Raw genomic sequence first — 12,688 nt, 5'->3', positions numbered from 1 at the left:
CCGGCAGCACTGGCGGTGGCGGCCACCGTCAGCAGCCAGCATGCCGCCAGGCCAAGCCACCAGCGATGCCCTTCGCGGATTGCGGGCGACGCATGCGTAAATGGGGTCGTCAATGGCTGTCTCATGGCGTCACTCCGCGTTGCCGAGGATCTCGGCATAGAAATCGGGCATGCGGTAGTCCAGCGCATGGGCCTCGAACAGGGCCGCCAGGCTGCCGTCGCGTACGCGTCGATCGACGATCGCCTCCACCGCATAGCCCAACTGGCGATGGCTGTCGCGAACCGCCATCCCGATGTCCCACTGCTGCCGGGAAATTCCCGGGAAGCTGGCCTCGGCAATGCGGAACGCCTGCTCCGGGTAGCGCGCCATAAAGTACTCGATCTCGCCCCGCATGGCCATTACGCCGGCCACTTCGCCACGGGCCATGGCGGCAAAGGCATCGTCTACATTGCGAAAGTGGCGCACATTGTCGCGCAGCTGCCCGCCCAGCACGGCGGTCAGGTAGGTCGCCGGCAGAGTGTTGTACTCCGCCCCGATGCGCCGCTGGCGAAAGCTGCCCAGCGTCGCCTCGTCGTCAAGCTGGGCGGCATCGTAGGCCAGGCCCCACTCTTCGCGCTGGTAGGTGCCGAACATCACCACGCTCTTGTTGATGTATTCGCCGGTGGAATCGCGCATGTACGAGAACTGCCGATCGTAGGGCACCCGCAGCATCACATCGGCCACCTGAGTGGGGCGCAGGTAGTGCCCGCGCGAGACATTGTTGCCCAGGTCGCGCCCTAGGCTGCTGCCGGGCTTGATCCAGAAGGGCCGAAACTCCAGGCCCAGCCCCTCGGCAATGGTGCGGCCGATCTCGACATCGATCCCCTGCGCCTCGCCCGTCTCGTCTCGGTAGGAGTAGGGCGGGAAGTCCTCGTAGAGCCCGATGTTGATATAGCCCGAGGCCGTGACCTCATCGAGGTCGCGCAGCGCCGGGCGGCGGAACAGCTCAGCGCTGGGGTTGCCTCCTGCCACCTCGGCCACGGCGGCGCGCAGCGCGTCCGTCGCCAGCCCTTCGCCCCAGGCCGGCGCCTGAAACAGTAGGAGCCCCCACAAGATCAAGCTTCGTGCCCACATAATGCCTACCCTCCCGGTGGTGTGGCGACAGCGGAATCGTCATGCCAGGCTCATGGCGATACCGATTCGATATAGCTCTTGATCGCCCACATCGCGGTCTGATCAAGGTTCTCGCGAAACGCCGGCATGCCCTGCTCGGTGCCGCTGGTCACCCGCTGCAGGTAGAACTCGTCGTCCCACTCCTCGAGCTTGCGCAGGTCCGGGGTCAGCCCACCGGACATCGCCTGGATGCCGTGGCAAACGGCACAGTTGCCGGCGTAGCCGCGCTCGCCAATCTGCACCGCAAGCTCGTGGTACTCGTCGTGCTGGTTGCCGGGGCGGAAGGGGTTTTCCATCAGCGGCGCTTCGCCGAGATCGGGCAGACCCTGGGTATCGACTCCTGGGGGTGACATCGCCATGGCCCAGGGCCGCACCGGAAGCGCCCAGCAGCAGGCAGGCCAGCGAGGCGGCAACGGCACGCCGCGACGAGATCAGGGAGGAGGCAAGGAACGGAGTGGATCGCATGGGAACACCTTTCTTGGGATTGTTGTGAACTGTCGCTGGGTAGACCGTCGCTGCCTGCCGCTGCGTGAATCTCATTGAGCGTGTGTCACGCTGACGCCGCATGGTCAGGCAGATGCCGCGTTCCTGCGGCGAGATGACTGGAGTCTGGAAGCGCGGCCGCGGTTGTGCATCGCCACTTTCCGCCTCTTCAACGTCCTCCCTTGGTACTAGTTCGCTCTCCCCCAATGCTCCCGTCGTACGTCTTTGGAACGAGAACAAGGGCCCGATGGTGGCATGGGAGGCCCGCAAGCGAAGTGCTGAACTGGTGCCAGGGCCTTCTCGCCAGAGGCTTTCATCATAAGGAGAACAACAACATGCCCCTTGCTCCCTCGCAGCGCACCGCTGCCGCGCCCACCACCCGCTGCACCCCGCACCGCCCTGCCGCCAAGGCGCTACTGGCGCTCGGTCTGAGCCTGGCAACCACCGCGGCACTTGCCGCCGGCGACCTGGCCAACCGTCCCGAACGTCTGGAGCGGCTGGTGATCGGCACCGGTGAAAGCATGCTCGGCGTCTCGGTGCGCGACTTCCAGCTTGAAACCGGCCAGGCCTACCGGCTGGTGATCGAAGCCACCGGCATGCAGGCCTGCGCCTGGGTCGCGCCCGGCTTCTTCAAGAACGCCTGGCTGCGCAAGATCGAAGTGGGCAACGTCGAGATCAAGGCGCCCACCCTCACCGAGCTGGAGTTCGAGCGCGAGGGCGAGGCCGAGCTGTTCTTCGTGCCCATCCGCCCGGGCACCTACGAGTGGGCCTGCGCCGGCCTTGAGGAGCAGGGCGTGAGCGGCACCTTCGTGGTGCAGTGACGCGGCCAGGAGCGCCGCTACGACCCATCACGGCCCGGCGCCGCGATCCGGCGCCTTGAGGAGTTGCCATGACCCTATCCCTGTCCCTTCGACCCCTTCTCTGCGGGCTGGCGCTGGGCGCCTGCCGTGCCACCTTGCCGGCCCATGCCGATGAGCTCGGCGTGCGCTACGGCTACCTGCAGTGGCAGCCCGACCGCGGCCCGGCCCTGGCCCTGCTGACCCCCGAGCCAGAGGATTCGGGCCTGCAGGGCGCCCGCCTGGGCATCAGCGACAACATGAGCAGCGGGCGTTTCCTTGGCCAGCGCCATGAGCTCGAGAGCACGATCGCCGCCAGCGAAGAGGCCTTGCTGGAGGCGCTCGCCGCCATGCTCGAGGACGACATTCGCCTCATCGTGCTCAATGTCCCGGCACAGACCCTGCGCCGGGCTCTGGAAATCAGCGGCGACCAGGCGCTGCTGTTCAACGCCGGCGCCCGCGATGTCGCCCTGCGCCTGGACGACTGCTCCCCCTACCTGCTGCACACCGCCCCCAGCCACGCCATGCTGACCGATGCCCTGGCCCAGTGGCTCAACCTGCGACGCTGGCGCTCGGTGTTCCTGATCAGCGGCCAGCATGAAGACGACCAGGCCTGGGCCGAGGCCTTCCGCCGCTCGGCGCAGAAGTTCGCCGTGAACGTGGTCGCCGACAAGGCCTGGACCTTCGAGGCCGACATGCGCCGCAACGCCTCGGCCGAGCTGCCGCTGTTCACCCAGGGCCCGAGTACGACGTGGTGGTGGTGGCCGACGAGCGCAACGACTTCGGCGACTTCGTGCCCTTCAACACCTGGCTGCCGCGCCCGGTGGTCGGCACCCAGGGCATGGCCGCCGACGCCTGGCACCCGGCCGTGGAGGCATGGGGCGCGGCCCAGCTGCAGAACCGCTTCCAGCGCCAGGCCGAGCGCCCCATGACCGGCACCGACTACGCCGCCTGGGCGGCGGTACGTGCGGTGGGCGAGGCGGTGACGCGCACCGAGAGCGCCGACATGCCGGTGCTGCGCGACTACCTGCTGGGCGACGACTTCGAGCTGGCCGCGTTCAAGGGCCGCCCGCTCAGCTTTCGCGACTGGAACGGACAGCTGCGCCAGCCGATCCCGCTGGCCCATCCCAACAGCCTGGTGGCGATGGCCCCCTTCGAAGGCTTCCTGCACCAGCACACCGAACTCGACACCCTGGGCTACGACCGCCCCGAAAGCCGCTGCCGCATCAGCGACTGACCGACATCCCCTGCCGATTCCAAGGAGCCAAACATGACATTCACCGCACGCCTCGCCGCCCTCGGCCTGACGCTCTGCCTTTCCACGCCGCTCTGGGCCCAAAGCCTGGCCTACGTCTCCAACGAGCGCGACAACACCATCTCGGTGATCGACATGGCCTCGCTGGAAGTGATCGACACCATCCCGGTAGGCCAGCGCCCGCGCGGCATCCTGCTGTCGCCCGACGAGAGCCTGCTCTACGTCTGTGCCAGCGACGACGACGCCGTGCAGATCCTCGACCTGGCGACCCGCCAGGTGATCGACACGCTGCCCTCCGGCGAAGACCCGGAACAGTTCGCCCTGCACCCCAACGGCCGCCATCTCTATATCGCCAACGAGGACGACGCCCTGGTCACCGTGCTGGACGTGGAGACCAAGCGCGTGCTGGCGCAGATCGAGGTAGGCATCGAGCCCGAAGGCATGGGGGTGAGCTACAACGGCCGCTGGGCGGTGAACACCAGCGAGACCTCCAACATGCTGCACTGGATCAACACCGAGACCTTCGAGATCGAGAAGAACATCGTCATCGGTGCCCGCCCGCGCCACGTAGAGTTCACCCACGACGACGCCCTGCTGTGGGCCTCGGCGGAGATCGGCGGCACCGTGCACATCATCGACGTGGAGCGCCTCGAAGAGATCCACACCATCGACTTCCGCATTCCCGGGGTGAACCAGGACCGCGTGCAGCCGGTCGGCATCCAGCTCACCTCCGACGGCCGCTATGCCTTCGTCGCCCTGGGGCCGGCCAACCACGTCGCCGTGGTCGACGCCCAGACCTTCGAAGTACTCGACTACCTGCTGGTCGGCGCCCGGGTCTGGCAGGTGGCGCTGAGCCCCGACGAGAAGACGCTGCTCACCACCAACGGCGTGAGCGGTGACGTGTCGGTGATCGACGTCGACAGGCTGGAAGTGGTCAAGAGCATCGACGTGGGCCGCTTCCCTGGGGCGTGCGCATCACCTCGGGCGGCGAGTCATGATCATGGAGGCCCAGGGCGTCGGGTATCGCTACCGGCGCCAACCGGTGCTGCAGGAGGTCAGCTTCACGCTGGCCTCCGGCCGTTTCCATGCCCTGCTGGGCCCCAACGGGGCGGGCAAGTCGACGCTGTTCGGCCTGATGACCCGCCTGCTGGCGCTGCAGCAGGGCGACCTGCGCCTGGGCGGACGCTCGCTCAAGCACCAGCCCGCCGCCGTGATGCGCCACCTGGGGGTGGTGTTCCAGCAGAACGCCCTGGACCTGGACCTCAGCGTGACGCAGAACCTGCAGTACCACGCCGCCCTGCATGGCATGTCGCCGCGTGACGCACGAAGGCGCTGCGCCGAGGAGCTCGAGCGCCAGCAGCTCCTCGAGCACGCCCGGGTGCCGGTGCGCAGGCTCAACGGCGGCCACCGGCGGCGGGTGGAGATCGCCAGGGCGCTGCTGCATCGCCCCTCACTGCTGCTGCTCGACGAGCCCACCGCCGGGCTCGACCTCGACAGCCGGGCGGCGCTCAACCACCACGTGCGCCAGCTTTGCCGCGAGCGTGAGCTGACCGTGCTGTGGGCCACCCACCTGATCGAGGAAGTCACCCCCGAGGACCAGGTGCTGGTGCTGCATCGCGGGCGCCTGCTGGCCGACGAGCCGGGCGAGGCACTGTGTCGCCGCCACGGCGGCGGGAGCCTTACCGAAACCTTCAACGCCCTGACCCGGGAGGCCCTGGCATGACGCCACGCGACTACTGGTACTGCTTCATCGGCGTACAAAAGCGCGAGTGGCTGCGCTTCTGGCAGCAGCGCACGCGGTTCGCCAGCGCCCTGGTGCGCCCGCTGCTGTGGCTGGTGGTGTTCGCCGCCGGCTTCCGCATGGTGCTGGGCGTGTCGATCATCCCGCCCTACGTCACCTACATCACCTACGAAACCTACATCGTGCCCGGCCTGTGCGGCATGATCATCCTGTTCAACTCCATGCAGGGCGCACTCTCGATGGTCTACGACCGCGAGCTGGGCTCCATGCGCGTGCTGCTCACCAGCCCTCTGCCGCGCCCCTACCTGCTGCTGACCAAGCTGTTGGCCATGGGCAGCGTGTCGGTACTGCAGGTCTATGTGTTCCTGCTGATCGCGCGCTGGGGCGTGGGCGTGCGCCCGCCGCTGGAGGGCTACCTGGCGGTGCTCCCCGCCCTGCTGCTGGCCTCGCTGATGCTGGGCGCGCTGGGGCTGCTGATCGCCACCTGGGTCAAGCAGCTGGAGAACTTCGCCGGGGTGATGAACTTCGTCATCTTTCCAATGTTCTTCCTCTCCTCGGCGCTCTACCCGCTGTGGCGCATGCAGGAGGCCAGCCCCTGGATCTACCAGCTGTGCCTGCTCAACCCTTTCACCCATGCGGTGGAAATGCTGCGCTTTGCGCTGTACCTGAAATGGAACGGCGAGGCGATCGCCATCACCCTGGGCGTGACGCTGGTGCTGTCCACGCTGGCCATCGGCGGCTTTCGCCCCCAGCGCACGCGCCTGCTGGGCGCACACACCCCTAGCCGGCCAGCGCCAGGCCGAGGCTCAGTCGGGCAGCCCGGCCTCGGCGGTGGCGGCACGCCCCAGTACTTCCAGGCGGTTACCAAGGGCGGCAAGCCCGTCGCGGGCCTTATCCAGCGTTTCGTCATAGCGTAGCCGGGCGGGGCGTCCCGCCAGGTACCAGACGCGGTTGGCCAGCGCCGCGGCGTCTCGCACCTCGTGGGTCACGCAGATCATCGCCATGCCCGGCGTGTCGTCGAGCAGCGCGCGGATCAGCGCCTGAAGCTCGGTCGCTCGCTGCGGGTCGAGGGAAGCGAAGGGCTCGTCCAGCAGCAGCAGCTCGGGGCGCACCGCCAGGCAGCGAGCCAGGGCGGCGCGGCGCGCCATGCCCAGCGAGAGCTGGTCGGGAAAGTGATCGGCATGGCCGGAGAGCCCGACCCGGGCCAGCAGTGCCGGTACCTCGCTGCCGGCCACGCCGACCAGGCGCAGGTTGTCGCGCAGCGTGCGCCACGGCAGCAGCCGGTGCTCCTGGAACAGGTAGCCGATACGCAGCGCCGGGCGAGCCTGGCCCGGCTCCAGCCCGGCCAGACGGTTGAGCAGCGTGGTCTTGCCGGTGCCGGAGGGCCCCAGCAGGCAGATCCGGTCGCCGCAGCCAATGCGCAGCGTGGCGGGCGCCAGCACCGGGTGCCCGTCGGGTACCTGACACTCAAGCATGAGCGACGCCCGAACGCCGCCAGCGCGAGGCACGGCGCTCCAGCGGCTGCAGCACCACAAGTTCGATCAGCTGCACCACGCCGATGAAGGCGAAGCTGTAGGCCAGCAGCGCGGCCACGTCGAAGACTTGGAAGGCCAGGTGCAGCTGGAAGCCGACCCCGTCGGAGCGGCCCAGCAGCTCGACCACCAGCACGATCTTCCAGATCAAGGCCAGGCCGCCGCGCGTGGCCGCCATCAGGTAAGGAAACAGCTGCGGCACCACACATGCCACAGCCGCCGAAGCGTGGAGAAGTCGTAGATGCGTGCCATCTGCTCCAGCCGCGGGTCGAGGCTGCGTGCGCCTTCGCGCAGCGTGACGGCCACGTTGGGGATCTTGTTGATCACCACCGCCATGATCGCCGCCGCCTCCACCAGCCCGAACCACACGTATAGCAGGATGATCAGCACCAGCGCCGGCAGGTTGAGCAGCAGCACCAGCAGCGGGTCGAGCAGTGCATTGACCAGCGCCAGCCGCCCCATGGCGATGCCGACCAGGCAGCCCAGCGCCATGGCCAGCGCGAAGCTGAGCGCCACCCGCCGCAGGGTCACGGCCAGGTGACGCTGCAGTTCGCCGCTGGCGGCCTCCTGCTGCAGCGTGGCGAGCACCGCCGACGGCGTGGGCAGCAGCGAGGTGTCCAACTGCCAGGCCAGCAGCCACCACAGCGCGAGCAGCAGCGGCAGGGCCGCCCAGGAGGCGAGCGGCGTGGCCTTCACTGCGCCGTCTCGGGAGTCAGGACGAACAGCCCGGCCGGCATCACCGCGTCCGACGGCGCACCGGCCAGCACCAGCAGCCGCTGCAGCGCCTCGATGCGGGCATCGTCCAGCGGCTCGGGAATGCCCTGCACGTAGCCCCGCCGCAGCGCCTCGAAGTGGGCGTCGTCCTCGGCTCGCATCAGCGGGCGCAGCGCCGCCCAGTGCGCTGGCTCGTCGCGCAGCGCCCGCTTGGTCTGCGCCACGGCGGCGGCGAAGCGGGTCACCAGCGCGGCGTTGTCCTCGGCCCAGCGCGCCGGGAAGGCGTAGCCAAGGATCGGCAGCCCGGTGGGGATCTGCAGGCTGGCCAGCAGGTCGGGCATGGCCAGCGCCACTTCGGCCTCCCCGCCGCCGTCAGCTCGGCGGCAAAATGCCAGAAGGTCACCAGCACATCGAGCTGGCCGCGCTTGAGCGCCTGGCTAAGCAGCGGCGGCGCCCCGAACTGGACGGTGGCGACCTCGGTCAGTTCGATGCCCTGCCGGCGTGCCGCCTGAGTCAGCAGGATCCAGCCCTTGCTGTCGGGACCACCGGCCACGCCGATGCGCTTGCCGCGCAGCGCCTCGATGCCGTCGATGGCAAGCCCGGGAGCCGCCAGCACGTCGCCCATCTGCGAGGAGTAAGGCAGGTAGCGGAAGTCCTGGCCCGCCGCATGACGCGCCTGGGCCCAGGTCAGGTCGACCACGGCGGCGTCGGCATCGCCACTGGAGAGCGCGATGCGCGAAGCCGGCAGGTTGGCCACCAGGCGCACCTCCAGCTCGAAGCCCGCCTCGCGGTCGAGCCCGTGGCGCTTGAGATGGTCGAGCTCCCAATGGGCGGTGCCGAACTGCAGCACGCTGAGCCGCAGCACGGCAGGTTCGGCGTGGAGAGCTTGGGCACCTGCCAGCAGCAGCACGACGATCAGGCTGCGCAGCAGTGCCAGGGACCTGGGCAGGGTTCGCATGGTCAGGACTCCTGTGGCCAGGACTTGGCCAGACATGGCTCGTGTGGCCTGGGCTTGGGAGGTGTGGACTTGGCGCGTGTGGTCATGGCTCCAGCCTAGGGAGGCCCAGGACCCGGCAGAATAGTACTTTCGTGCCTGTCAGCTCACGACAAAGGTGCAATTCCGGACCAGGCCGAAAGACGGTCCCATGGGGGACGACTTCCCAAGGGGCCTGCATGTCGCTCGCGTACCGGTGTCTATTCACGCTGTTGACGGTGGTGCCATGGCTGGCAGTGGCGCTGTGGCCGGTACCGGCCACGGCCGTGCCGCCCGGCCACGACCCCCTGCTGTTCTCCGAGCAGGGCTATCGCATCGACCGCTACCGCAGCCCGACCCCGGAAACCGTCCCCGGCGCCACCACGGTAGACACGCAGCACGTGGCCGGCCTGCTGGACGCAACGCCGCCGGCGCTGGTGGTCGACGTGATCAACCTCACCTTCCTCCACGGTCGCTTCCTGCAGACCGAGCCGCACTTCACGCTGCCCGGGGCGCTGTGGCTGCCCAACACCGGCCTTGGCCACCTCAGCGACGACTGGTACTACAGCCGCCATGACTGGGTGGGCTACCTGGTGGCCGAGGTCGCCGCCGCCAGCGGCGGCGACCCCACCTTGCCGATCGTGGTGATCTGCCGGTCCGACTGCTGGCTCTCCTGGAACGCCGTGAAACGCCTGGCCGAGGCGGGTTTCGAACGGCTTTACTGGTATCGTGACGGCATCGACAGCTGGGAAGCGGCCGGCCATCCGCTGGAGATCGCCACGCCACGCACGCCGCCGTTCGCCTCGGCCGCTGCCGAACCCCATTGATGAGTGTCACGAGGATAACAACAAGATGGACCAGCACCCCGCCTTCCGAATACTGATCGCCGACGACCATCCGCTGTTTCGCGATGCCATCACCCGGGTGGTCGGCGACGGCTTTCCCGGCAGCGAGCTGCTGGAAACGGAGAATCTCGACGACACCCTGGCCCTGACCGCCCAGGTGGAGGACCTCGACCTGATCCTGCTCGATCTCAACATGCCCGGCATGAGCGGGCTGACCGGCCTGATCCAGCTGCGCAACGAGGCCCCTACCGTGCCGGTGGCAATCATCTCCGCCGAAGAGGACAAGAACGTCATGCTGCAGGCGGTCTCCTGCGGCGCGGTGGGCTTTTTGACCAAGTCATCGCCCAAGGAGCAGCTGGTCAAGGCCATCGCCCAGATCCTCGAGGGCAACATCTACCTGCCCTCGGACATCATGCGCACCACCAGCAGCCGGCCCCAGGAGTCGACCGAGCGCACCATCACCGCTGAGCAGCTCGAGACCCTGACCCGCAAGCAGCTTCAGGTGCTCGAACATATGACCCGCGGCGAGTCGAACAAGATGATCGCCTACCATCTCAACATCGCCGAGACCACGGTCAAGGCCCACGTCTCGGCGATCCTGCGCAAGCTCGGCGTCAGCAACCGGGTCCAGGCGATCCTCTCGGCCAGCGACATCGACTTCAGCCGCTACCTGCGCAAGCCCTAGCTCAGCTGCGCCGGCGCCTCCGCCACCAGCTGCTGCAGGGTGGTACGCAACCGCAGCGGCTTGACCGGCTTGTTGAGCAGCAGGAAGCCGAGCTCGCGCACCTGTTGGCGCAGCTCGCGGCTGTGGTCGGCGGTGATCACCAGCACCGGCAGCGGCTGCCGGCGCTGCGCGTTGAGGCGCTCGGCCAGCGCCACGCCGCTGCGCTCGTGGTCCAGGTGATAGTCGACGATCAGGGCATCGACCGTCGCCTCGGCCAGGCAGACCTGCTGCGCCAGGCGCTCCTCGTCCTCGGCCACCACCACCTCGCAGCCCCAGCGCTGCAGCAGGTGGCGCATGGCGAGGCAGATGGCGGGGTCGTTGTCCACCACCCACAGCCGGGTGCCGACCAGTTCGCGCCCTGCCCCGGTGAGCGCCGGCAGCCGCGGCTCGTCGGCCGGCAGCTGTCGCGCATAGGGCAGCAGCACGCTGAACAGCGTGCCGTGCCCGACCCGCGAACGCACCCGCACCGGCTGGTTGAGCATGCGTGAAATCTTGTCGACGATGGAGAGCCCGAGCCCCAGGCCGCGATCGCGGGCCGCGGCCGTGTGCAGGCGGCGAAACTCTTGGAAGATCAGCTCGCGCTCGTGGTCGGCGATGCCGCAGCCGGTGTCCAGCACCTGGATCTCCAGGCCATCGCGGCGGCGGCGGCAGCCCAGCAGCAGTCGACCGCCGGGGGTGTAGCGCACCGCATTGCTGAGCAGGTTGCGGATCACCCGCGCCAGCAGCGAGATATCGCTGCTGACCAGCGCCGAGGAAGCCACGTAGCGAAAGCCCAGCCCCTCGCTGGCGGCGACCTGACGGTATTCGCGCGCCAGGCCATCGAGCAGCTCGCGGATAGCGAACGGGGCGATCTCGGGCACCACCACGCCGGCATCCAGCTTGGAGATGTCGACCAGGGTGCCGAGCAGCGTCTCGACGTCCTTCAGCGAGTGGCCCACCTGCTGGATCAGCTCCAGGTTGGCCGCCGACATCTCCTGCTCGACCAGCGCACCGACGAACAGCCGCGCCGCATTGAGCGGCTGCAGCAGGTCGTGGCTCACCGCCGCCAGGAACTTGGTCTTGGAGAGGTTGGCCGCTTCGGCCTCGGTCTTGGCATCGCGCAGCTGGCATTCGGCCGCCAGGCGCTCCTCGATCTCCTCGCGCAGCTGCCCGTTGACGCGGGTCAGCTCCACCGTGCGCTCGCGCACGCGCTGCTCGAGGTTCTGGTAGGCATGGTGCAGCGCCTCGGCGGTTCGGCGCTGCTCGGTGATGTCGCGGATCAGCACGAAGAAGCCGATCACGCTGCCGTCGTTGTCGCGGTGCGGCACGTAGGAGCGCAGCAGCACCCGGTGCTCGCCGCCAGCGTTCTGCTCCGGCAGCTCGAAGCTGATGCGTTCGCCCGCCAGCACCCGCTTGAGGTAGGGCATCAGCCGGGCCACGTGATCGGGCGCATGCAGCGCGCTCAGCGACGAGCCCAGCAGCAGGTCATGCGGCCAGCCGTACCACGCCTCGTAGACCCGATTGGTGAAGACGTAATGCAGCTCGCGGTCGAGGTAGGCGATCATCGCCGGCACCTGGTCGGTGATGGTGCGAATCCAGCGCTCGCGCTCGGCCAGCGTCTCGGCCTGGCGAATACGCTCGGTGATGTCGGTGTAGGTCAGCACCTGGCCGCCGCCCGGCATGGGGTGGCCGCGCACCTCCACCACGCGGCCGTCGCTTAGGCGGCGCTCGCAAGCCGGCAGCACTCCGTCGGCATCGGCCGGCTGCACCAGCTCGCTGTTGCCGCCCAGCGCCGACAGCGCCACCGGCAGGCCCAGGTCGGCCAGGCCGGTCAGCTCCGAAAAGCGCTGATTGTGCATCTCCAGCAAGCCGCTGCGGGTGATCACCGCCACGCCCTGGGAGAGGCTGTCCAGGGTCGCCTGCAGCAGCCGCGACTTCTGTGCCAGGGCATGCTCGCGCTGGGCGTGCTCCTGGCGCTTGAGCTCGGTGATGTCGACGTAAAGGAACACCCGCCCGCCGCCGCGGATCGGCCGCTGGTGGATCTGCACCCAGCGCCCGTCGTGCAGCTGGTAGACGGTGCGCCCCTGGCGCTGGCGGAGCTGTTCGCTGACCACCAGGCCGGAGGTGAGCGCCAGGCGCTTGAGTTCGTCCAGCGACATGCCGGCGCGGATCTCGATCCCCGCCGGTCGCCAGAAGTCGGCGAAGCGGCTGTTGAAGCGCTGGATGCGCTGCTCGCCGTCGAACAGCACGAAGGCGTCGGTGATGCTCTCGATGGCATCGACCAGATACTGATTGGCCTGCTCGGCACGCTCCTGGCCTCGCCCAGCAGACGGTTGCTGGCACGCAGCTCGTGCATGGTCTGGTTGAGCGCGCGAGTTCTCTCGCGCACCTGCTCCGCCAGCAGCGCGGCATGCTCGAAGGCGGCATAGGGCGCGGTGCGCGGCAGGTTGCTCG

General features: G+C 68.6%; 15 protein-coding genes and 1 pseudogene. 8 read left to right on the top strand and 8 right to left on the bottom strand.

Going from position 1 to position 12,688, the window contains the following annotated elements; translation table 11 throughout:
• Positions 1 to 129: 129 nt before the first annotated feature.
• Positions 130 to 1,092 (bottom strand): substrate-binding periplasmic protein, encoded by a 963-nt coding sequence (locus tag ACUDAL_RS02135; protein WP_444676974.1) that lies wholly within the window; start codon positions 1,090 to 1,092, stop codon positions 130 to 132.
• Between the two features lie 71 nt (positions 1,093 to 1,163).
• Positions 1,164 to 1,511, bottom strand: a complete 348-nt coding sequence (locus ACUDAL_RS02130; RefSeq protein WP_444676973.1) for a c-type cytochrome — start codon at positions 1,509 to 1,511, stop codon at positions 1,164 to 1,166.
• 459 nt (positions 1,512 to 1,970) lie between these two features.
• Between ACUDAL_RS02130 and ACUDAL_RS02125 the strand changes: the two genes are divergently transcribed.
• From ACUDAL_RS02125 to ACUDAL_RS02100, 6 genes and pseudogenes are all read left to right on the top strand, one after another.
• A complete protein-coding gene (locus ACUDAL_RS02125) occupies positions 1,971 to 2,456 on the top strand; it encodes a copper-binding protein (protein WP_444676972.1) in 486 nt (161 codons plus the stop codon).
• A gap of 68 nt (positions 2,457 to 2,524) precedes the next feature.
• Positions 2,525 to 3,403, top strand: a complete 879-nt coding sequence (locus ACUDAL_RS02120) for a hypothetical protein (protein ID WP_444676971.1) — start codon at positions 2,525 to 2,527, stop codon at positions 3,401 to 3,403.
• Positions 3,340 to 3,708: a hypothetical protein gene (locus tag ACUDAL_RS02115; protein WP_444676970.1), complete on the top strand. Its 369-nt coding sequence runs from the start codon at positions 3,340 to 3,342 to the stop codon at positions 3,706 to 3,708. Before ACUDAL_RS02120 ends, ACUDAL_RS02115 begins: the two co-directional genes overlap by 64 nt.
• Before the next feature lie 33 nt (positions 3,709 to 3,741).
• A pseudogene (locus ACUDAL_RS02110) lies at positions 3,742 to 4,638 on the top strand (PQQ-dependent catabolism-associated beta-propeller protein); the annotation flags it as partial.
• Positions 4,639 to 4,720: 82 nt separating this feature from the next.
• Positions 4,721 to 5,449, top strand: a complete 729-nt coding sequence (locus tag ACUDAL_RS02105) for an ATP-binding cassette domain-containing protein (RefSeq protein ID WP_444676969.1) — start codon at positions 4,721 to 4,723, stop codon at positions 5,447 to 5,449.
• Positions 5,446 to 6,384 (top strand): ABC transporter permease, encoded by a 939-nt coding sequence (locus tag ACUDAL_RS02100; protein ID WP_444676968.1) that lies wholly within the window; start codon positions 5,446 to 5,448, stop codon positions 6,382 to 6,384. Before ACUDAL_RS02105 ends, ACUDAL_RS02100 begins: the two co-directional genes overlap by 4 nt.
• On the opposite strand, the gene ACUDAL_RS02095 is transcribed toward ACUDAL_RS02100, so the two are convergent.
• Genes ACUDAL_RS02095 through ACUDAL_RS02075 form a run of 5 tightly spaced genes read right to left on the bottom strand, consistent with a single transcriptional unit; the run spans position 6,274 to position 8,671 of the window.
• The gene (locus ACUDAL_RS02095) at positions 6,274 to 6,942 is read right to left on the bottom strand and encodes an ABC transporter ATP-binding protein (RefSeq protein WP_444676967.1); all 669 of its coding nucleotides are present in this window, start codon (positions 6,940 to 6,942) and stop codon (positions 6,274 to 6,276) included. The genes ACUDAL_RS02100 and ACUDAL_RS02095 overlap by 111 nt on opposite strands.
• Positions 6,935 to 7,201, bottom strand: a complete 267-nt coding sequence (locus ACUDAL_RS02090) for a hypothetical protein (RefSeq protein WP_444676966.1) — start codon at positions 7,199 to 7,201, stop codon at positions 6,935 to 6,937. The genes ACUDAL_RS02095 and ACUDAL_RS02090 overlap by 8 nt, the downstream gene beginning before the upstream one ends.
• Complete coding sequence (locus ACUDAL_RS02085; protein WP_444676965.1) at positions 7,177 to 7,695, bottom strand: ABC transporter permease; 519 nt, start codon at positions 7,693 to 7,695, stop codon at positions 7,177 to 7,179. Before ACUDAL_RS02085 ends, ACUDAL_RS02090 begins: the two co-directional genes overlap by 25 nt.
• On the bottom strand, positions 7,692 to 8,054 hold the full coding sequence (locus ACUDAL_RS02080; RefSeq protein WP_444676964.1) for a hypothetical protein: 363 nt from the start codon (positions 8,052 to 8,054) through the stop codon (positions 7,692 to 7,694). Before ACUDAL_RS02080 ends, ACUDAL_RS02085 begins: the two co-directional genes overlap by 4 nt.
• Positions 7,955 to 8,671 (bottom strand): ABC transporter substrate-binding protein, encoded by a 717-nt coding sequence (locus tag ACUDAL_RS02075; RefSeq protein WP_444676963.1) that lies wholly within the window; start codon positions 8,669 to 8,671, stop codon positions 7,955 to 7,957. Before ACUDAL_RS02075 ends, ACUDAL_RS02080 begins: the two co-directional genes overlap by 100 nt.
• A 215-nt stretch (positions 8,672 to 8,886) precedes the next feature.
• On the opposite strand from ACUDAL_RS02075, the gene ACUDAL_RS02070 reads away from it, so the two are divergent.
• Positions 8,887 to 9,513 carry a rhodanese-like domain-containing protein gene (locus ACUDAL_RS02070; RefSeq protein WP_444676962.1) on the top strand — a complete coding sequence of 209 codons (627 nt, stop codon included), beginning with the start codon at positions 8,887 to 8,889 and terminating at the stop codon, positions 9,511 to 9,513.
• 25 nt (positions 9,514 to 9,538) lie between these two features.
• A complete protein-coding gene (locus ACUDAL_RS02065) occupies positions 9,539 to 10,216 on the top strand; it encodes a response regulator (RefSeq protein ID WP_444676961.1) in 678 nt (225 codons plus the stop codon).
• Here ACUDAL_RS02065 and ACUDAL_RS02060 read toward each other — a convergent pair.
• The gene (locus tag ACUDAL_RS02060) at positions 10,213 to 12,483 is read right to left on the bottom strand and encodes a NahK/ErcS family hybrid sensor histidine kinase/response regulator (protein ID WP_444676960.1); all 2,271 of its coding nucleotides are present in this window, start codon (positions 12,481 to 12,483) and stop codon (positions 10,213 to 10,215) included. The two genes, ACUDAL_RS02065 and ACUDAL_RS02060, sit on opposite strands and share 4 nt — an antisense overlap.
• Positions 12,484 to 12,688 lie beyond the last annotated feature (205 nt).

The organism is Halomonas sp. E19 (genome assembly GCF_052439355.1).
In the GTDB taxonomy this organism is placed as follows: domain Bacteria; phylum Pseudomonadota; class Gammaproteobacteria; order Pseudomonadales; family Halomonadaceae; genus Halomonas.
This window is presented reverse-complemented; position numbering and strand designations above follow the sequence as displayed.

Coding starts and splice junctions, on each gene's coding strand:
- ACUDAL_RS02130 (WP_444676973.1), bottom strand. CDS start 1,511: ATGGCGATGTCACCCCCAGGAGTCGATACCCAGGGTCTGCCCGATCTC.
- ACUDAL_RS02125 (WP_444676972.1), top strand. CDS start 1,971: ATGCCCCTTGCTCCCTCGCAGCGCACCGCTGCCGCGCCCACCACCCGC.
- ACUDAL_RS02120 (WP_444676971.1), top strand. CDS start 2,525: ATGACCCTATCCCTGTCCCTTCGACCCCTTCTCTGCGGGCTGGCGCTG.
- ACUDAL_RS02105 (WP_444676969.1), top strand. CDS start 4,721: ATGATCATGGAGGCCCAGGGCGTCGGGTATCGCTACCGGCGCCAACCG.
- ACUDAL_RS02100 (WP_444676968.1), top strand. CDS start 5,446: ATGACGCCACGCGACTACTGGTACTGCTTCATCGGCGTACAAAAGCGC.
- ACUDAL_RS02095 (WP_444676967.1), bottom strand. CDS start 6,942: ATGCTTGAGTGTCAGGTACCCGACGGGCACCCGGTGCTGGCGCCCGCC.
- ACUDAL_RS02080 (WP_444676964.1), bottom strand. CDS start 8,054: ATGCCCGACCTGCTGGCCAGCCTGCAGATCCCCACCGGGCTGCCGATC.
- ACUDAL_RS02075 (WP_444676963.1), bottom strand. CDS start 8,671: ATGCGAACCCTGCCCAGGTCCCTGGCACTGCTGCGCAGCCTGATCGTC.
- ACUDAL_RS02070 (WP_444676962.1), top strand. CDS start 8,887: ATGTCGCTCGCGTACCGGTGTCTATTCACGCTGTTGACGGTGGTGCCA.
- ACUDAL_RS02065 (WP_444676961.1), top strand. CDS start 9,539: ATGGACCAGCACCCCGCCTTCCGAATACTGATCGCCGACGACCATCCG.